General features: G+C 31.5%; 17 protein-coding genes and 2 pseudogenes. 15 read left to right on the forward strand and 4 right to left on the reverse strand.

The window, feature by feature from the left end; all coding sequences use genetic code 11:
* The first annotated feature begins 110 nt into the window (after positions 1-110).
* The 3 genes from ILT06_RS14335 (at position 111) to ILT06_RS14345 (ending at position 2,370) form a co-directional block, all read left to right on the forward strand.
* Positions 111-455, forward strand: coding sequence for a hypothetical protein (locus ILT06_RS14335; RefSeq protein ID WP_064475918.1), 345 nt, complete (start codon positions 111-113; stop codon positions 453-455).
* Between the two features lie 403 nt (positions 456-858).
* Complete coding sequence (locus tag ILT06_RS14340) at positions 859-1,389, forward strand: RNA polymerase sigma factor SigX (RefSeq protein ID WP_098103465.1); 531 nt, start codon at positions 859-861, stop codon at positions 1,387-1,389.
* A gap of 3 nt (positions 1,390-1,392) precedes the next feature.
* Positions 1,393-2,370 carry a DUF4179 domain-containing protein gene (locus ILT06_RS14345; protein WP_222655223.1) on the forward strand — a complete coding sequence of 326 codons (978 nt, stop codon included), beginning with the start codon at positions 1,393-1,395 and terminating at the stop codon, positions 2,368-2,370.
* A 572-nt stretch (positions 2,371-2,942) separates the two neighbouring features.
* Here ILT06_RS14345 and ILT06_RS14350 read toward each other — a convergent pair.
* Positions 2,943-3,755 carry a MerR family transcriptional regulator gene (locus ILT06_RS14350; RefSeq protein WP_000440177.1) on the reverse strand — a complete coding sequence of 271 codons (813 nt, stop codon included), beginning with the start codon at positions 3,753-3,755 and terminating at the stop codon, positions 2,943-2,945.
* 84 nt (positions 3,756-3,839) lie between these two features.
* Here ILT06_RS14350 and ILT06_RS14355 point away from each other — a divergent pair, with 84 nt between their 5' ends.
* The 3 genes from ILT06_RS14355 (at position 3,840) to ILT06_RS14365 (ending at position 7,555) form a co-directional block, all read left to right on the forward strand.
* Positions 3,840-5,012, forward strand: coding sequence for an MDR family MFS transporter (locus ILT06_RS14355; RefSeq protein WP_000384374.1), 1,173 nt, complete (start codon positions 3,840-3,842; stop codon positions 5,010-5,012).
* A 128-nt stretch (positions 5,013-5,140) separates the two neighbouring features.
* On the forward strand, positions 5,141-6,571 hold the full coding sequence (locus ILT06_RS14360; protein WP_222655224.1) for an IS4 family transposase: 1,431 nt from the start codon (positions 5,141-5,143) through the stop codon (positions 6,569-6,571).
* Between the two features lie 597 nt (positions 6,572-7,168).
* A complete protein-coding gene (locus tag ILT06_RS14365) occupies positions 7,169-7,555 on the forward strand; it encodes an NUDIX hydrolase (protein WP_222655225.1) in 387 nt (128 codons plus the stop codon).
* 832 nt (positions 7,556-8,387) lie between these two features.
* Here the strand turns inward: ILT06_RS14365 and ILT06_RS14370 are convergent.
* Complete coding sequence (locus tag ILT06_RS14370; RefSeq protein WP_048565956.1) at positions 8,388-9,020, reverse strand: lysozyme family protein; 633 nt, start codon at positions 9,018-9,020, stop codon at positions 8,388-8,390.
* Positions 9,021-9,287: 267 nt separating this feature from the next.
* Between ILT06_RS14370 and ILT06_RS14375 the strand changes: the two genes are divergently transcribed.
* From ILT06_RS14375 to ILT06_RS14385, 3 genes and pseudogenes are all read left to right on the forward strand, one after another.
* A complete protein-coding gene (locus tag ILT06_RS14375; RefSeq protein WP_002137499.1) occupies positions 9,288-9,455 on the forward strand; it encodes a hypothetical protein in 168 nt (55 codons plus the stop codon).
* A gap of 1,522 nt (positions 9,456-10,977) precedes the next feature.
* Complete coding sequence (locus ILT06_RS14380) at positions 10,978-13,341, forward strand: putative mucin/carbohydrate-binding domain-containing protein (RefSeq protein ID WP_222655226.1); 2,364 nt, start codon at positions 10,978-10,980, stop codon at positions 13,339-13,341.
* Positions 13,342-13,529: 188 nt separating this feature from the next.
* Positions 13,530-13,700 (forward strand): annotated as a pseudogene (locus ILT06_RS14385) (IS6 family transposase); the annotation flags it as partial.
* A gap of 219 nt (positions 13,701-13,919) precedes the next feature.
* On the opposite strand, the pseudogene ILT06_RS14390 reads toward ILT06_RS14385, so the two are convergent.
* Positions 13,920-14,081 (reverse strand): annotated as a pseudogene (locus ILT06_RS14390) (tetratricopeptide repeat protein); the annotation flags it as partial.
* 157 nt (positions 14,082-14,238) lie between these two features.
* On the opposite strand from ILT06_RS14390, the gene ILT06_RS14395 reads away from it, so the two are divergent.
* Positions 14,239-14,763, forward strand: coding sequence for a nuclear transport factor 2 family protein (locus ILT06_RS14395; protein ID WP_222655227.1), 525 nt, complete (start codon positions 14,239-14,241; stop codon positions 14,761-14,763).
* 526 nt (positions 14,764-15,289) lie between these two features.
* Here the strand turns inward: ILT06_RS14395 and ILT06_RS14400 are convergent.
* Complete coding sequence (locus ILT06_RS14400) at positions 15,290-15,934, reverse strand: LexA family protein (RefSeq protein ID WP_000834514.1); 645 nt, start codon at positions 15,932-15,934, stop codon at positions 15,290-15,292.
* Positions 15,935-16,071: 137 nt separating this feature from the next.
* On the opposite strand from ILT06_RS14400, the gene ILT06_RS14405 reads away from it, so the two are divergent.
* The 5 genes from ILT06_RS14405 to ILT06_RS14425 all read left to right on the forward strand — a co-directional run bounded on the left by ILT06_RS14405 (position 16,072) and on the right by ILT06_RS14425 (position 19,546).
* Positions 16,072-16,278, forward strand: coding sequence for a helix-turn-helix transcriptional regulator (locus tag ILT06_RS14405; protein ID WP_000549412.1), 207 nt, complete (start codon positions 16,072-16,074; stop codon positions 16,276-16,278).
* A 522-nt stretch (positions 16,279-16,800) separates the two neighbouring features.
* Positions 16,801-17,085 carry a hypothetical protein gene (locus ILT06_RS14410; RefSeq protein ID WP_097879319.1) on the forward strand — a complete coding sequence of 95 codons (285 nt, stop codon included), beginning with the start codon at positions 16,801-16,803 and terminating at the stop codon, positions 17,083-17,085.
* Between the two features lie 79 nt (positions 17,086-17,164).
* On the forward strand, positions 17,165-17,929 hold the full coding sequence (locus ILT06_RS14415) for a conserved phage C-terminal domain-containing protein (protein ID WP_000096621.1): 765 nt from the start codon (positions 17,165-17,167) through the stop codon (positions 17,927-17,929).
* Positions 17,865-18,695 carry an ATP-binding protein gene (locus tag ILT06_RS14420; protein ID WP_483861601.1) on the forward strand — a complete coding sequence of 277 codons (831 nt, stop codon included), beginning with the start codon at positions 17,865-17,867 and terminating at the stop codon, positions 18,693-18,695. The genes ILT06_RS14415 and ILT06_RS14420 overlap by 65 nt, the downstream gene beginning before the upstream one ends.
* Before the next feature lie 236 nt (positions 18,696-18,931).
* Positions 18,932-19,546, forward strand: coding sequence for a hypothetical protein (locus ILT06_RS14425; protein WP_001261481.1), 615 nt, complete (start codon positions 18,932-18,934; stop codon positions 19,544-19,546).

Here is a 19,546-nt window from a genome sequence, read left to right on the forward strand (position 1 = left end):
TATCAGTAAGTTATTCGATGAATTAATAAGTTACTATTAATCTATAAATAGTAACAGTGCAGTAATCCAAAAGAAAAATGCTCAAATCGATAAATAGGAGAGAATTCTAGATGAAGGTAAATCAGAATATTGTTTTAAAAATTATTGGGTTAGAATTTTTATTAATGATTTTTTACACGCTTAACGGGGCCTATCAAACTATTACTAAGCCATCCAGTCCGGTATTACAATTTATTGGACTTGTTCTGTCCTTACTTATCGTAAATAAGCAATCAATTATTATGAACATTACTTTCCACACTTTTAATAATTTCTTTAATTTTATGGGGAATGTTCAAGCCTCGTCGCTTTTTGCATATGTTATTATTGCAATTTTATTCTTCTACACCATATATTTATGGAAACGTGCTAATAAAAAAGAGTGTATTTGGCAGGAAATAAATATAGCAGTTTGAGTTGTGATATTACCTTTTCAGTATAGAGGGCAGCCTGGTACCGCAATATTACCTTTAAAGGGGCTTGCTGCATGCTCATCAACTTAAGAGGTTAATTGTTCCACTAAAATGAAAAAATACGTTATTCTTTCTGTAGAATCATAGGAAAGGATGGCGTTTTTTTCATTCTAGGGGGCATTTCTTTTTATTAGCTTGATAGCGATGTGGCGGTACCCCATTAATAGAAAACTACTGCAAGAGTTATAGTTTTATGTTTTTATTTCCCTTTTGGCATTTATCTTTTAATCAGATGAATGTTTTTTTAGTACATAATAAAAAAATAACCAGAAAAACTGTCACAAAATCCGTTTTTCTGGTTTCTCTATAATACAGGCATCAAATTGAAAGTGAGGTTTAAACTAACATGTTAACCATAAAAAATGAAGAAAGTCATGCTTCTGATATGCCTTTTGAAGGTTTATTTAAGCAGTACTATGCTTATGCTGTGAAACAGATTATATGGATTGTTAAAGATCAATCTATCGCTGAAGAGTTAGCACAAGAAGTATTTTTACAATTATATCGTAATGACTGGAAAGTAATTGAAAACATACCTGGATGGTTGATTAAATCTTCTACTTATGTAGCTTATAACCATTTGCGATCTGAAAAAAGGCAACAAGCGAAGATTGATAAAGAAATACAATACCATGAAGTACAAAATGTTTCATCATTAGACGATGATTGGATAAGAAAAGAGGAAATTACAAAGGTACAAACGATACTAAATAAAATGAATGATCGAGAACGAACCCTTTTACTAATGAAATTCTCTGGTTTTCAATATAAAGAAATTGCAGAAATACTTCAAATTGAAATATCTTCTATTGGAACATTATTGGTCCGAGCCAAAATGAAATTTCGCAAGATTTATAAACAAATGGAGGAGGCATAACAAATGAAATGTTATGATATCGGATTTATTCAAACATATATTGATGGAGAACTTCCTCATGATATAAGAAAGGAATTCACAAAGCATCTAGATACATGTGAAGCATGCCAAGATTTATTAGTAGAAATCAGCAAATTAAATCAATGGGAAAGCGTAATGCTAGATGAAGAATCTGCAAATTCACCACAAGAAATCAAAATTGATATAGAACAAGCATGGAAAACATTTGAAAGTCGTTCCAAGCTAGACAATGTTTCTAATATAAATCACAAAAAACAACAGAAGAAGGGACTCTTTACAAACATGAGTAAAAAATCAAAACGTTTCATGTATACAGCAGTAGCTGCAGCAGCACTTTTCACAACTGCAATGATTCCACAAGTACAAGTAGCGGCTACAAATGTTGCCTCATATTTTTCTGATGCAATTACAAATGATAAAGTTGTAAATGAAGGAATACAAGATGAAAATGGTGTCACACAAGATATGATGAAGAATGGTAAATATATTCCTATTGATGAAAAAATTACAGATCAAGGTATTACTGTACATTTCAAAGAATTATATATCGCAGATTCACGTATATCAGTTCATTATAGAATGGAAAAAGCTGACGGAAGTTTAGTACCATTTGAATTTGATACAGCAGGATTAGAGCTCGAAAGTGATGGTAAAATTAATGGGCAACAAGAGGAAAACCCTGAGATTAAACATGAAGGGAGACTATCATTTATCCATGATTCAGATGACCGTCTTCCTTTTGAACTTATGGCAGCAGGTAAAAAATTAAATGATGTAGGCATTCGTGATAATGATAAACCCGAAGGTGTTGCTACATTTGTTATAGTTACTGGAGGAAAAGACGATTTTAAACAGCCCCTTACTTTAGATGTAAATATAAATAGAATTGGAAAAGTAATTGGATCTTGGAAAGGTGAAATTCAAATTGATACTTCACATCTGAAAAATAATACTAATTAAAATGAAAAAAAGAATAGAACAATATGTATCTAATGCTCAGTTTATATGTTTTCTTGTTTTCGTTACATTTATTTCTTATATAGTTTTTACTGTATCTTTTATTTATGATTTAAGTTTATAACCTTAAATCAATCATTTAAGACCATTACAAGAAAAACCTTCCTAAAAAGTAGGAAAAAAAATAACCGGTCCCTTAACGTATAAGGAATCGGTTATTTTGTATCTGAAATGTGTCTAAACTTACAATTTTCTTTTTTGATATGGTTCCCCTATAGAGAAAGAATTTTTTCGTTTAGGGGGTACTTCAAAACCTTAACTTGATGGCAATGGGGTCCCGCCACATCACCATCAAGCTAAGAAAAGCAAATACCCGAAAATGAGAAAATTGACGTCTCCAGATTAAAACGTACAATTTTCTCGTTTTGGGGGTATTTTAAAATTTCAACTTGATGATGGGGTATGCCCTACTAAACATAAAGTTCGATTCTCTTTTTATCACTTTTTTTAAAAGTACTCGCTGCAATTGTTTTTCCTATTTTTAATTTTTACTAAACAAAGATAACATTATAGCTTTAACTCTTTAAACACTTTGTTACCTGTATACTAATTTTAGTAAGATATTCCTCCTTATTATTAGTTCTTAATGGATTGTAGAAGTAATCTTCATAGGCATTTCCTTCAATAACATAGCCCTCTGATTTGATAAATTCCGTGATATTGTGGTATGCGGATTCAATATCTTTATAAGATCCTTGGTGATAATATATGACATAAATTCCTCCTGGTTTTGATTGACCTGTTTCTAAATCACTATAACAAAATAAGTGATCTACCTCCTCATATCTTTCTTGAATCAGGCTCTCTCTTGTTATCACAGATCCAATAGGAGCAGGAACAAACAAGCCTATTTGCTTGCTAAAATGTTTTACCCAATCGAAATCGGTCATGCTATTTTTCGAATTTACATCGCTTAAGAAAATAGATTTTTTCTGTGTCTTTTGGATATAAACCTTCCCAACTTCAACGTTTTTTCTTTCTTCTTCCATTGAAATAATACCCTTAAAGAAACGACGAATTTGAATTAATTTCTCAATTTCTTCTTCCACCAGAACTGTCTGCTGTTTTGCCATTTCAACAAGTTTGTAAGTGTTGGGAGAATTAAGATATTCTTTTAGTTCCTCAATCGAAACTCCCACTTTCCGAAGAGATTGGAGTGTTGAGAATGTATTAATTTGATCGTAGGTATAATATCGATAACCATTGGGAAGTTTACCGGCAGGTTTAAAAAGATTGATTCTATCATAATAAAACAAGGTGTCTTTTTTCACCCCAAAATAACTAGCAAATTCTCCTGTACTTAAGGTTTTAAGGTTTTTTCTCTCCAAGTTAAAAACTCCTCTTGACTATAGACTAACTCCACACTTCATACTAGCATAAGCAAACGCATGTTAATACAGGAGGTTTTTATTATGGATTATTTTCACCCCCTCGTCTGGCAGCTGCTCGGTGGTACGACCTTCGCCCGCACAGCTAGCTTTATGACGATACCATTTTTAGCACTTTATTTACAAAATGATTTACATGCCTCACCAATTATGATTGGTTTAGCAGTCGGTATTTCACAATTGACTGCGACATTTGGTGGCTTCTTCGGTGGTTTCTTTACTGACCGGTTTGGCCGAAAAAAAATTATCATCATATCGATGTTCTGTTGGAGTATAGTCTTTTATGGCTTTGCATTCGCAAACTCTGTTTGGATATTCGTTCTATGCAATGCTCTCAACGGTATCTGTCGTGCATTTTTTGAACCAGCTTCACAAGCTTTGATGATTGACTATACTGACGAAGATAGGCGTCGTCGCCTATTTTCAATTCGATATACTGCCATCAATTTATCAGCTGTGATCGGCCTTTTGCTCGGTATTGTCATTTCAAAAGCATCATCAATAAGTTTTCCATTCCTTATTACTGCAACGATGTACTTATTGTATGCGATTTTCTTAGTCATCACTTTACGACGTATAGAGGAGCAGAATACGGTCAATGTTACGCAAGATATTGGCGACTTGATGCGTGTTCTTTTACAAGATAGCACACTTATGTTGCTCATTATTGCGAGTGTTATTTGCAATTTCGTATATATGCAAACAGAGGCAACAATGCCACAATTGCTTAATTTAACTATGGCAGACGGAGTAGCATTATATTCAGTTCTAATTGTGATTAATGCTGCAACAATCGTAATTCTTCAATTGCCACTCGGCATTTTAAGCGAAAAAGTAGCAATCAAAACAAGTCTTATTTTCGGGGGCGGACTATTAGCACTTGGTATGTTAATCTTCCACTTCGCTGATAATTGGACACTTTTTATTGTCGGTATGGTTGTGTTCTCACTTGGTGAAATTTTTGTTTTCCCAATGACGAGTGCTATAGTCGAAATGATTGCACCCGCGCATCAAAAAGCAACATATCTTGGTTTTATGCAATTTCAAAACTTAGGTGGCTTCTTAGGCCCAGTGCTTGGTGGCTGGTTGATTATCCATTTTGCACCACAATTGTATTTGGTGATGGTTAGCCTATGCTTAGTAGTTATTATTTGCTACATAGCAGCTTTACGTGGCAAATCATTTCGAATGTCTTAATACAAATAAAAACTGTGACTACATGAGGTACGGTCACATTACCATAAAGCTAAGGTTTCACACTATTCATTAAGCAAAAAAGACGTTATTCTTACTGTAGAATTATAGGAAAGGATGGCGTTTTTTGTATGTCTAATTCTGTATCTGACGACTTACAATTATTTGCACAGGAGATAAAGAGTCTTTTATCCCCAAATACCTTACAGAATCTAGCTAGAGATGTTGGATTTGTACAGCGAACAAGTAAGTATCAAGCACAAGAGTTAGTAGCTTTATGCGTATGGCTAAGCCAAAGTGTAGCAAAAACTTCCTTAACCCAGTTATGTAGTTGTTTAGAAGTATCAACAGAAGTACTCATCAGTCCTGAAGGACTAAATCAAAGATTTAACGCCGCAGCCGTCCAGTTTCTACAACAAGTTTTAGCCAAACTTCTAAACCAAAAGTTATCTTCAGCTAAGCTAATTTCTTCTCCATATACTTCTATTTTCAAGCGTATTCGTATCTTAGATTCAACTGCATTTCAACTCCCGGATGTATTTTCATCGGTTTATCCAGGTGCAGGAGGATGCAGCCATACAGCTGGGATAAAAATTCAGCTTGAGTATGATTTGTTAAGCGGACAGTTCCTACATATTCATACAGGTCCAGGTAAACAACATGATCGCGCTTACGGCTCTCTGTGTGCCCCAACTGTGGCAGCGAATGATTTATGTATCCGAGATTTAGGTTATTTTCATTTAAAAGACCTTCAATATATACAAGATCAAGAGGCCTACTATATTTCTCGTATCAAGTCGAATACACGTATTTATCAAAAAAATCCTAACCCTGATTATTTTCAAGATGGAAGAATTAAGAAAGGTACAGAGTATATACAGTTAGATATGGAGACGGTAATGAACTCCCTTCAGCCAGGACAAACATGGGAAATAGCTAATGCTTATGTAGGAATGATTGATAAAGTGTCAGCTCGTGTAATTGTCCATCGATTAACAAAACAACAGCAACAAAAACGATTACAAGATCAAGCTGTAAGAGAAAAAAAGAAAGGAATGAAGTATTCTCCTCGTAGTAAACGACTCAGTGGTATCAATGTATATATGACAAACACTTCTACAGATATTGTCCCGATGGGACAGGTACATGACTGGTATTCTTTGCGTTGGCAAATCGAAATTTTATTTAAAACGTGGAAGTCATTCTTTCAAATCCATCATTGTAAAAAGATAAAATCAGAACGATTGGAGTGCCATTTATATGGCCAATTGATTGCCATTCTACTCTGTTCTTCTATCATGTTTCAAATGCGCCAATTGCTCCTCATGAAGAAAAAACGAGAGCTTAGTGAGTATAAAGCCATATATATGATTAAAGACTATTTTCTTCTTCTATTCCAAACTATACAAAAAAACACCCAAGAGCTATCAAAGGTGTTACTCCGCCTGTTCAATCTCCTACAGCAAAACGGGCGGAAATCTCATCGATATGAGAAAAAAACGGTCTTTGATATATTAGGTGTCGTTTACAATTGTACCATGTCTGATAATCAAGCCGCTTAATTCAAAAAAGTGAAACCCGTTAGGGTTTATTTCGTATGCAAATCTTTCAATCACCTACACTTGCCCTTTAGAAAAAGAAACAATCTCGCCTAAAATTGACTTTGCATAAGCTTAGCTTGATAGCGATGGGGTCCCGCCAACATAACGCGAATTTCGTATGCTAAGGAACTTTTTATTTGAAAAACTTGGTTTTCCGTACATTAAGATTGTTCCATAAACGATATTTGATGTTTGATATAAAACTTTGTTTTTGTTCATGAGTTTTTGAACTGAATTTTAAACATATTTCAGTCAGTTTTGATAGATATAAATAAAGTTCCTTAAATGACCGTTTTAGGGACTATTTGGACTGGTTAGTCAACATGTGATACCGCCAGCATTTCGAAAAAAACATGCTAAGCAAATTAAATAAGAAATAAGCAGGTTTTTATCACGTTAAGAGTAAACCGATTTATGAAAAATAAAATTCTTAAAAAATGGAGAGCCGATACCATAAACCTGCATTATTAATGTAGAATTTCGATGTTGGCTCTTTATTTACTAAAATAGCAAGTTAGTGAATAAATTGTTCATATTTTTTCGAGAGGAGGTTAAACAATGAGAGCGCCGTATCAAGTATTGATATTTCCTTATATAAAAACTGATGATTCCATTCAATATGGCATTTTTAATCGAAGTGATTATGGTTATTGGCAAGGAATAGCTGGTGGTGGAGAAGATGGTGAGACTCCTATTGAATCAGCAAAACGGGAAACGTTTGAAGAGGCTGGTATTATAAGAGAATGTCCCTATATAAAACTAGATTCTGTGTCTTCACTACCAGTAGAGTATGTAGTCGGTGAATTTCTTTGGGGAGAAGATGTTTATGTAATAAAAGAATTTTCTTTTGGAGTTAAAGTTCCTACAAAAAATATTAAATTATCTAAAGAACACTTCAAGTATAAATGGTTGTGCTTTGAGGAAGCTGTAACGCTTTTAAAATAGGATAGTAACAAAACAGCTTTGTGGGAATTAAACAAAAGGCTGTTAAAATAATTTAAGTGTTAGTTAACAAAGCCGATAATAGAAATCACACATTAAACATATATTTATACGCTTTGTTACTACACGCTAAGGAATAGTAATAAAAAGATGATGCCGATAAAACTATATAAAAACCAAAAGAATCCTAAGATGGGGAATGTTTTATGAAAATTAAGCATAGTAAACCTCCTTGGGTATATAAAGGATTATAATACATCGTTGGTCTATTTAAAATACTAACCATGAATTGGATGGCATTAGGCATGGTTAAACTAATAGAAATGATACATTAAACGTATTTAATGAGTCTGCTAGGTATAAAGATAATTGATAATCATACAATGATATGGAAGGGCCTTTTCTAACGTGTTAGTTACCTCAACGTATATGTATCTCTTGGCGCCTGGGCGAGGGTGCTTTTTTTATTGCACATTTATAATATGGACAAGCATAATATTATGTAACAGGACGAGTTCTTCGTGTCCTATTCAATGCTCAGGATCAATCCCAATTCACATTGAGAGCACCAATAGCGAGGGTGCTCTCTTTTTATTGAATCTACATTTATTTTTATGCCTAATGAATTCGCTAAGTGGATACTATTTCATGTAAAATGGTGATTTTATTTATATTTTGGATAGATTTTTTGCGAAATATGTAACTAGAGCCGTATTTAAATTGAAATATGATACGATAGTTGTATATATACATTTAGATGGTAAAAGGGGATAAAAGTTGATGAAAAACCATATAAAAGTAAATGGAAAACTCCTTCAAACAAATATATACAATTTTAATTTTTTTGGAGGCGTTTTTCAATAAGTTTTGCTTTTTCATTCACTTTTGTTGTATATGTGAAATCACCGTAACAATATGGATATCTAAAATTTTGTTTATTTCCACCACAAGTGTATGTAGCTGGATTCTGATCAACTTTCAACTTAGAAAACTGTTTAGCTGTATCTTCCGAGTGTTGTTTAGCTTCTTGATTGGCAATAAAATCAATATAGCCTGGCCCCATATTATAGCTTTGAATAATTGTCTCCATACTAACACCTTTTTCTTCTCCATATCTATACATTTGAACAAAGTGCTTTACCCCTTGTTTAATGCTCAAGTTTATCTCTTGGATTTCATTTGGCTTTAATCCAAGTGATTCGGAAGATTGCATAGGGTCGTTGCCCTCACCCCTACTCTCGTGGTACATAATTCCTAGTAAAATTGCTGTTTTTTCTCCCAAATTATATTTTTCTAATTCTTTTTTCATGATGGGCTCATATTGCAATAAACGTTCCTCGGTAGCAAACGCTTTATTTTTTTGAGTATTGGTTTTGTCATTAAAATATAGTATCCCGATTATTGTTCCTAACCCTAAAATACTAATAAAGAATAATATAATAGTTTGTACTTTTCTCTTATTCTTCAAATATTACTCCTCCTTTTACAAGAAACCCTATTTTCAATGGTGGCTGGTTATTAAAAAAATTCAATAATTCTCTATTTCCCAGCTTTTTTAGACTCGAAAATTTTTTTCTAAATGCTAAGTTTAATAGAAAAATTTAAAGATAAGGTAAAGATAAGATAAAGATAAAATAAAGTCTATTTTTTAGGGTATCCATTATGTGTTCTAAAGGCTTCAGATTCAAGTGATATATTATCTACATAACCCATAAGAGAGAAGGAGGTAAGCAAAATGTCACTTGAAACAGACATAATTCTTTCTTTATTAGATATAAAACTGTGGATGGCCCATCATTCGGAAATTAGTCGCTTAAAAATAAAAAAAAAATTAAAATCAGAACCGTACCTCAATAAGTCTTCAAGTGTTAATAAAAGAAAACTATATAAGGTGAGAGAATAAAGGTTCAACACCAATGATTATCAATAATTGAAGTGCTAATGATTATAATAAAAAAGAACCTTCAATAGGTTCTTTTTTATAGTTGGTAAATACGTTATCAACAATAGATGGTAATAAAGATAGAAATTTAGACACTTTTTATTAATGGGCTAAGTTTTCTTAGGAAGAAATCTATTTCTCATGACTGATCGCTAGATATAACAGGATATATCATTTGTTAATTTGGGTGGGTGATTTAGCTTTTTGAGTTTACCACACTAAAATTTAAATTTTGTTTAGGGACAAAATGTTACATTCTGAATTAACAGAAAATTAATGTGGTAAAAATCCTATTAAATCTTTTATCAGGTAACTCATATTTCTTTGGCCTTATTTTCATGGTATTACCGAACGTTTATATGTCTCTAAGGGAAAGAAATACTTTAAGTTTTATTACCATCTAATGTTTGATTAAGATGGTAACATGAAAATAAAACGTTTACAACTAGAAAATAAAGAAAAAATATAAAAATTCGACTTTTTTCGACATTACGACTATGAGAGAAAGAATCTAAATTAAGTAAATCTTATATTTAGAGGGGATATTTACCTTATACATAACGGTTAAAACATTTGCAAATGTTTCACGAGTAATTAAAAACGTCGAATATAAAATTATATTGTGACAATTTTAAACGAACATACTTTATAATTCATACTTAGACTAATAAATTAATTACTAATAAATTAAATAAGCTATATTTAATAGAGTATAATACGAAATATTTAACTTAAATATTCCATATTATATATAATTATGAATCATTTAACATATTAGTTGCGGAAAATTTTGTCATAAGATAATTTAAATATTAAGCACAGAAACATTTCAAAGAAAAAGAGCTATTTTAAAATGTACCCTAAAAACGTTTTTCCTAAAAAGTAGTAAGATTTTGCAAAACGTTTCTGTGCCTAATTAGATGAAAATAATATAATAAATTATTTAAAAGAGATAAAAATAAGTTGCTTTATGGAGAAATATACATCCCATACTATTAGAATTATGTCAAATTGCAGCATACAAATTACATTTTTCTATCTTACAAACTGCACAAATACTATTATAGGTAACTTGCCTAAGTTTTAACATCACATTCATCACTTTTGGTCCAATAAGATTAATAGGGTGAGAAAAATGTGTCGCTATCTACTATGAAAATATAAGAAATATGAAGAATTATTTATAAAAAAGTAATAAAATTATTCGGTTGTTTATAAGTTGATTTTCAATATTTTTGACGTTTTTCAAATGATTTTCATTTATTTTTATATAAAGAGGACATTTGTTGTGTTGTTTGAAGAGAAGGGCATAGGTGTTAACAGTTCATTTGTATATAAAAGATAAACAGTTGAGTGTATAATAAATGACCTTTTAAAATATTTCATGTATACAAACAAGTGTTGTTGAGTTATTTAATCAAAGTATAATCATAAAAAAATCTATAAATTATTATATAAAAAAATAAGGATAGAGGTATTCATTATGAAATTAATAAAAGGAATATTCGTTTCTACGATTGCACTTACATCTTTTACAGGATTAGAGTTAATTAAAATGAATGAAGATCCCAATGTAGTGTATGCAGATTCGAAAAATTCTTTACAAAATATAAGTCAATTCCAGGGAGATATTAAAGAAGGAGATAAAATTATTTTAAAGTTTAAAAGTGAAGTGAATTTCCCGTATAAGGATGGACTCGAAAATCAAATAAAAGATGAAGGTAGCGATTCGGAATTAGTAAAAATCTTCTCTGAATTTCCGCAACTAACATTAAAGCGTTTATTTACATCTGTAAATCCGAAAGAGATTGAAAACATCGATAAACATACGAGGAAAACTGAAAATAATTCATCTTCTAATTTACTAGATTATTATATTGTAGAAGTGCCTAATAAAGTAACAGCTGAAACATTGATGGACAAGTTTAAGAAATCTCATCTTGTTGAAGAAGTATATATGCAAGAAAAACCAACCCTTTTACCAGAAGTACAATTACCTACTGTATCGCTGAACCCTTACGACGATCCAAGATTTTTAAACCAGGGATATCTTAAGGAAGCACCATATGGGATTAATGCATCTTATGCATGGAGTATTAAAGGTGGAGATGGAAAAGGAACTACTTTTGTAGATATGGAGTATGGGTGGTTATTAGACCATGAAGATTTAGTAAATCAAAAAGTTGAGCTTATATCTGGTAGAAATATAGATCAACATGTTGGCCATGGAACCTCTGTTCTTGGAATTGTTTCTGCTGAAGATAATAAGGTTGGTAATATAGGAATTGCACCAAAGGCTAAGGTAAAGGTAGTATCCCAAATAAGAGGTGATGGGTCGTATAATACAGCTGATGCGATAATAAATGCTGTACATAATTTACAAGCTGGGGATATTTTATTATTAGAGGCACAAGCTTCTTATGATGGATATGGAGATAAATATTTACCTGTTGAAGTACAGCCAGATATCTTTGATGCAATACGAGCTGGAACGGATAAAGGAATTATTGTAATAGAAGCTGGGGCAAATGGTTCTAATGACCTTGATCAATTTAGAGATCGGAATGGAAAACAGGTATTAAATCGCAATAGTCCGGACTTTAAAGATTCAGGAGCTATAATGATTGGAGCCGCATCTTCAACTGTTCCTCATAAACGTTTATGGTTTTCAAATTATGGTAGTAGAATTGATGTTTATGGTTGGGGAGAAAACGTAGATACAACTCGTGCTGAACCTAATAGGATTACTAAAAATCTCTATACAACTGGCTTTAGTGGTACATCTAGTGCTTCTCCAATTATTGCTGGAGCAGCGATTTCAATACAAGGTGTGGCTAAAGAACATTTAGGTCGTCCATATAAACCAGCTGAATTAAGAAATATACTAAGTAATCCAAATACAGGTACCAAATCTCAAAATCCGTTAACAGATAAAATTGGTGTTTTGCCAGATTTAAAGTCAATCTTGTCAAATTTGGGATATAGCCCAGATATATCAAATAATGTTTTAGAGGGAAACCAATTTGTATGGTCAATGAAAGGAATAGGAGATTTTGAGTTTGCAAAATTAGATTTTAATAAGACAAAAGAAGAAATGCAAATTCAATTAAAAGCAGGTGTACCACATCATTACTTTGATAGTACATATGCGAGTGTGAAAGTCCAAAATTCATCTGGAAAAGTGGTATATAATAAAGATATTTATGGAAACAGGCAACAAAATGCTGAAACACAAAAAATTTCGGTGAAAGTCGGAGACTATATTGAGTTTACACATTTAGAGGGTGGAAACCGGGCGACTCTTATAAATGTGGATAAAAATATACAGGAGAGTTTTGGTAAGAAGATAGTGTATCAAGTTACAGTTAATGGTCTTAAGAAAGTTGATCAAATTATTAACCCTAACCCAGATACGGAAGCTCCTACACGGCCTGAAGGATTACAAGCAACCAACATTACTGCAAATAGCGTAGAGTTAAAATGGAATTCATCAACAGATAACGTAGGTGTGAAAGAATATCAAGTATTACGTGATGGGAAATTCATTCAAACGGTACAGGGAACTACATTTACTGATAGTAAACTGACTGCTAACATAGAATACAAATATACTGTGAAGGCTATAGATGCAGCTGGAAATGAGTCTATTCAAAGCAGTGTTCTTAGTGTAAAAACAAAAGAGCAAAATACCTCTTATGAAAAATGGGATCCAAGGAAAGCATATACAAAAGGGGATAGAGTAGAGTATCAAGGGAAAATCTATGAAGCTGTTCAAAGTTACCAAGGAAATGGAGATTCGAATTGGATATTCTCGTTATCCTTATGGAAACCAATTTCAATAAGTTGATGATATCGTCTATTTGAGAGAGTAATTATTTCATAACTAGCTAAATAATTTTTATCTCATAAGAAGAAGGCGCCTTTTAGGTGCCTTTTTCTGGTTCTGGTGCGAAAACTTCAAGATAATTGCAAGTAATCTCTAAATCTTGGACATACTGATACGATTACTCTAAAAAAGGTGCGTGATCAGTATGGAAAAAGCGAGTTTGTTCCATGTTAGGATTGAAATCCTTTCGTACAGCTACAGCCATTATTTCTGGAATAGAAGATATGCATATGGTAAAAAAGGGGCAACTTATCTTACTGGACAAGTCTGTCCAAAATCAAGTGGAGTTTATCCATAAACTATTTGGAATTGTTGCTTAAGACTAGATTCCACTAGGAAACTTTTCACCTCTTTATATCTTTCCTAAATATTTGCACCAGAATCAGAAAAAGGAAGGTTTAATCCTTCCTTTTATTATCCAGTATGTCCATGTGAATATTTGATAATATTTACCGTACTTTGAGTACCTGTTGAAGAACTCGATCCAAAAGTTACTGTGACAACAATTAAGATACCAAGTAAGCTAACCGCTAATTTTCTCATTTTAATGCTCCTTTTTTATAATTTTTTTCACTGGCTTTGCTAGCTTCATAAAAGTAATAGCTTGCTTTTACATGATTATTTTCTTTGTAAAATTGGGTTGCTAATTTTTCAGTATATTCATTTATATATTCATATAGTTCTTCGTGTTCAAAAAAGGTAGAGTTAATTATTTTTAACATACCTTGTATAAGGAGTAGTGTTAGGATAAACAGATTTTACTAACATTACCCCTCATATCACATTTCGGGGAAGGTTTCTTCTTTCTCAAGCGTGTTATGGAAGATAATTTATATAATTTAGAAGAGGTAGGTATATATGAAATTAGAGAAAAATTTAATAATAATAATTATTTCTGTGTTTATTTTAGGAATTGTGTCGACTTTGATATTTCAAGCTTCCACTGGTAATAACAAAGGTAACTCAATAAAGAGCGAGAATGTTGCTTCAGTATCAAAAGAAGCGAAAGAAAATGAAAAGAATAAAAAGATGGTAGTTGATTTCTATAATGAAGTTTTTAACAAACATAATATTGATATTATCCCTAAATATGTAAGTGAAGATTATAAGCAACATAATCCTTTTGTTGCTGATGGACGAAAAGCCTTCATGGATTTCTTTAAGGAGGATTTTGTTAAAAATCCTAATTCCTCTGCAGAGATCAAACGTGTAGTAGTAGAAGGAGATACAGTTGCTCTTCAGGTACATTCTCGTACGAATTCCGAAGATAAGGGAGTTGCATTAGTGGATATATTTCGTATAAAAGATGGTAAGATTGTCGAACACTGGGATGTAATTCAAGAGATTCCAAATGAGGCAGCTAATGATAATACGATGTTTTAGGTAGAATAAATATTTAATTGTTAGAGATGTATAGAATCTAGATATTATAAAATGAAGGGGATGTCCTAGGTATACTACTAAGACATCTCTTTTTGTTTTAATAAGATTTAATTTATTATAATTTGTAGAGTGCTTACTTCATATGTCTTCTGATAACTTACCCCTGAAATTGCACCATGTTAATATTAGATTAACATGGTGCAATTTGTAAAAAAGGTATTTTATATTGAGCAAGAAAAAGTATTCAAGTATAGATTTTGAAGAAGTACCAAGTATGATTGAACGTTTAAGAGGCGAAAGCGGACAGTATATGTCTCTATAATAAGAGGTTCAAACCCTTGACGCAAAACGTGTTGAGGGTAAAACACTTTTATTTGAAAGAAGAATAATTCACCCACAAAACACCCCAAAAAAATCAAAAATTCCTGAAACTAGCCAAGATAAATTCCTGCTATAAAAAGAAGGGGAGAAAGCCCCCTTACTTTAAAAATTTATTAAAAAAATAACTTAATTCATTGATGAAATATTATTGAATTGGTGCACAACTCCAAATGTATTTTCCAACTACTTTTATTTCTGGACAATTTTCTATATCTGTACAATCAAACATTAATGGATGTATACTAGGATTAAAAGAATCTGGTTCAAGTATAATTCTATTATTGGTTTTGTAAATTCTTTTTAAAGTGGCGTCATATCCGTTGATGAGTACAGCGGCTATGTCGCCATTATTTATATTTGTTGTCCTCTCAAGTACAGCTATATGTCCATCATGTACAATTCTATTCATACTGTCTCCGTTTATACGAAGTGCTAATAGTTTTTCAAATCCATATTTATCTAAAATGATATCAGGTACCTGTATATCACCAATTACATTTTCTATAGCTTCAATTGGTTTACCAGCTGCGATTGTACCATAGATGGGAATATTCCGTTTGGTAATTGCGTGATCTTCAGGACAATAGGATTCATTTTCATCAATAAAGTAGGTTGCAGGGACATTTAACATCTTAGCGATTTGTGATATTTTTGACATTTTAGGGCTTCTTTCACCATTTCTCCACCGTAAAACAGTAGTTCTACTAACAGATAATAATTCAGCTAATTGTTCGTCTGTCATATTATTTTTCTTCATTAATTGAGATAATTTTAAACCGAATGATTTCATGACTTTTTGTCACCTCCGTCTTGATTGATTATATAATTGGTGTGACAAAAATGCAACTTTCTTCGTTATTTGGTAAAAAAATACTTGACTGTTTTGTCACGTAGTACTATATTTGAATTTGAAAAGAGGTGACAAAAATGCACAAGATGATATTTTTAGAAAGAAAATTAAAGAGAAAAACTATTGAAGAAGTTGCTGATTTTCTTAATGTTTCTCCACGTACATATTGGGCAAAAGAACATAATAAAAGTGAATTCACTCTGAAAGAGGCACATATGTTATCGTGCTATTTAGAGAAATCTATAGAAGAGTTGTTCCCAGATCTTTTTTTAAATAATTTGTGACAAAAATGCACGTATTTATATCTGGATTATAGGATGTTTTTGGGGTTATTTTAAACAAAATATCTAACAATCCTACTATTAAAGTTACTTTATATATAGGTTTTAAATTAGAAAAGAAGGAAAGAGATTCAAAAAATGAAACGCTAAAGTGTATTTGGTATATAAAAATTGATGTGAAATATAGAATGCTAAATATTCAAGTAGATGAAAGAGCGATCAGAAGATTATATTTAGAAAAATTAGAAGAATAGCTTAAAGAAGTAGATGCAGAATTTGTATTTTGGGATACAAGTGAATTAAAAAAAAGAACGTGCATGTCGTGAAAGACTATTCAAAAAGAATTCTTTTTTTGATCAGCGTTTTCAAAAATTTAAAGTGGGCGGAAAATGGTATTTTACGGCTAAAGAAACGAAGGCATTTTTATTAAATTGGCTAACAGAGAATGAGGTGTAAGAAAAGAAAGACTATCGTCTTAAAAAACAAATCTTATAGGAAAGTCTATTGTAGGGAGGAGGATTAAACATGGTTTTTAAAGTGACAAAAAAACCAGGATATGTCAGCAAGAGTACTAATGAAAATGAAGAATTTAGTAATACTAGTTGTTTTGAATCGGAAAAACTTTCGAATAAACAGTTAAAAATGATTTATGCCAAAATGCATATAATAGCATTGAAAGATGATGGAGTAATATCAAAAGAAAAAATCAAAAATAAATTAAAAGAAAAACTTAAAATTCAATCACTGAGTGATCTTACAAGGAAGCAAGCTAATCAGGCTATACAAATATTAATAGGTTGGGAAATTTAAAAGTTTTGGAGAATCAAACCTTTAATATATAAGAAGTTTAATATATTGATTTTAAGAAAAAGTTATGGAGGAAGATAAAATGAGTAGTTTGCTAATACAGGATGAGCCACTATTAGTATTACCTCGATTAGCAAGTAAGATTGGGTTGAACGAGGCAATTTTTCTTCAACAAATACATTATTGGCTCAAGCGCTCGAAACATTATTATGATGATCGTTATTGGGTCTATAATAGCATTACAAATTGGCATAAACAATTCCCGTTTTGGAATGAAAGAACGTTGAAACGTATTGTTAAAAATCTTGAAGAGTTTAACTTATTGATAAGTGGTAACTATAACAAATTAAAGTTTGATAAAACAAAATGGTATTCAATAAATTATAACAGACTAGTTGAATTAGAAATAGATAATGATTGTGACAAATTGTCTCAACGAAAAGAACATATTGTCATGATGGAAAATGATAATATGTCTCAACCAATACCAGAGACTACACAAAAGATTAACACAGAGAATACCACTCAAAAAGATATAGTAGAGATAATTAATTATCTCAACAGTGTATGTAATACAAGTTATCGTATTTCAACTAAAAAGACGCAAATGTTAATTAAATCTAGACTACAAGAGGGATTTAATATAAATGAATTTAAAGAAGTTATTGAGACGAAGGCGAAAGAATGGCTTTATACAGAACAAGCAAAATATTTAAGACCAGAAACCTTATTTGGAACTAAATTTGAGGGATATTTGCAACAGAGAAAGATGGTGAAATCAAATGGCTTTAACAAAGGTAACAGATATAGTACAAAGTCTTTCGAAGAGAATGAACTTCCTTTCTGATACATGTCTGATATGTAAGCAGGAGAGAAAGCGAATGGTAAGATTGATGGAGATTCAGGGTGAAACGATTTGTCCAGTATGTCGTTTAGAAGAAGAAAATAGAAGGTTAGAAAAAGAAATGAATGTTTTTCGTTATGAAAAAGAGGAAAGAAAACGTAAAAATATATTTTACGATCATAGTCTTATTAAAGATGAAACTATTAAATTAGCTAGATTTTCGACATTTATATCAGAGTGTGAAGAGGATGAAAACAATTTAATTTTAGCTAAAAAGGCTCTTACAGACTATTTAAATGATATTCGATTTAATTTGATTCTCGTGGGTAAAGTTGGAGCTGGAAAAAGTCATATTGCATACTCTATAGCGCATGAAATGAATGAACAAAGTTCGAATAAAGTTATGTATGTTACAAGTTCAGAACTCTTTGATTACATACGTGCGACATTTAATACGCAATCATGTGAAACAGAGCATAGCATAACAAATATGCTAATTTCTATGGATTTATTAGTCATTGATGATCTAGGAGCAGAGCTAGGGGATATGGATATTAATGATTTAAAAGCAACAGCATTTGTAAATCGTGTGTTATTTAAACTATTTGATGGACGCCAAGGGAAAAAAACAATTATCACAACGAATTTAACAGGTGAGGCAATTATAAAAGCGTACGATGAAAGAGTTACATCTCGTATGTTTAATACATATCGACACATGGAATTTAAAAAAACAAGAGATAAGCGTAAGAGAAAATTACCTTTTTAAGAAAAGAATATATATGGTGTAGGAAATGTATATTCAGATAAAAACATATTGTTCAAGAAATTTGTACTGTATGAATTGGTTCTTTTAATTAGCGAGTAAGTGAAGTGATTCGGAAGTTAAGAAAGAATATGAGGAATGGAAAGAGCATTTGATCAGAAATTACACGTATGTACATTGAAAGTAATTTTTAAGTTTATTTAATATGTTTTAAATAATTAAATGGAGGCATCTTGAAAATGAGAACATATAAAGGATTTGAAGCAATTAAACGAATGAAAACAAATTGGATTACAACAGTACAAGAGACACCGATGTGTTGGAAAATAGAAGGTGAAAGAGTAATTGCTGATTATTTAGGTAAAAAAGAAAGCTATCAACAAATTAATTTCTTTTTTGAGAACGAATTTATAGATTGTAGAGAAACTATTCGAAAAGGAGAACTATTGTATATTGAAAATGAAAATAGTGAAAAATTTATCGCTGAATATTGTAAAGAAAATGAAAAAGAAATAAAGCATGGTAGTTGGTTCTGGATTAATGGAGAGGAGTTCTCTAATAATTATGGTCATTTTGAAAAGCGTACGAAATTAAAAATTAGGAAAGCTGAAAAAAGTGAAAAATTATTATTTGAACGGGCAAAATTATTCGCTATCAAAGGGCGTAAAATAGATGAGTTTAGACTCGGTGATGTAGTTGAAAGAGATAATAAATTGTATAAAGTGGCTATTGTAAAAAGTGGAAGTGAATCTCAAATTGTAGTAGGATGTGTTCCAATTAATGGGGGCGCAATTTGTTATTATAATTCAAAAGATATTGAGATTCAATTTTTCGTTGAAGATATGGTGGTGTAG

This window comes from Bacillus sp. 17RED48, from assembly GCF_019837545.1.
GTDB lineage: Bacteria > Bacillota > Bacilli > Bacillales > Bacillaceae_G > Bacillus_A > Bacillus_A wiedmannii.

Coding starts and splice junctions, on each gene's coding strand:
- ILT06_RS14425 (WP_001261481.1), top strand. CDS start 18,932: ATGAGAACATATAAAGGATTTGAAGCAATTAAACGAATGAAAACAAAT.
- ILT06_RS14415 (WP_000096621.1), top strand. CDS start 17,165: ATGAGTAGTTTGCTAATACAGGATGAGCCACTATTAGTATTACCTCGA.
- ILT06_RS14420 (WP_483861601.1), top strand. CDS start 17,865: ATGGCTTTAACAAAGGTAACAGATATAGTACAAAGTCTTTCGAAGAGA.
- ILT06_RS14335 (WP_064475918.1), top strand. CDS start 111: ATGAAGGTAAATCAGAATATTGTTTTAAAAATTATTGGGTTAGAATTT.
- ILT06_RS14340 (WP_098103465.1), top strand. CDS start 859: ATGTTAACCATAAAAAATGAAGAAAGTCATGCTTCTGATATGCCTTTT.
- ILT06_RS14395 (WP_222655227.1), top strand. CDS start 14,239: ATGAAATTAGAGAAAAATTTAATAATAATAATTATTTCTGTGTTTATT.
- ILT06_RS14400 (WP_000834514.1), bottom strand. CDS start 15,934: ATGAAATCATTCGGTTTAAAATTATCTCAATTAATGAAGAAAAATAAT.
- ILT06_RS14360 (WP_222655224.1), top strand. CDS start 5,141: ATGTCTAATTCTGTATCTGACGACTTACAATTATTTGCACAGGAGATA.
- ILT06_RS14345 (WP_222655223.1), top strand. CDS start 1,393: ATGAAATGTTATGATATCGGATTTATTCAAACATATATTGATGGAGAA.
- ILT06_RS14375 (WP_002137499.1), top strand. CDS start 9,288: ATGTCACTTGAAACAGACATAATTCTTTCTTTATTAGATATAAAACTG.
- ILT06_RS14365 (WP_222655225.1), top strand. CDS start 7,169: ATGAGAGCGCCGTATCAAGTATTGATATTTCCTTATATAAAAACTGAT.
- ILT06_RS14405 (WP_000549412.1), top strand. CDS start 16,072: ATGCACAAGATGATATTTTTAGAAAGAAAATTAAAGAGAAAAACTATT.
- ILT06_RS14380 (WP_222655226.1), top strand. CDS start 10,978: ATGAAATTAATAAAAGGAATATTCGTTTCTACGATTGCACTTACATCT.
- ILT06_RS14355 (WP_000384374.1), top strand. CDS start 3,840: ATGGATTATTTTCACCCCCTCGTCTGGCAGCTGCTCGGTGGTACGACC.
- ILT06_RS14410 (WP_097879319.1), top strand. CDS start 16,801: ATGGTTTTTAAAGTGACAAAAAAACCAGGATATGTCAGCAAGAGTACT.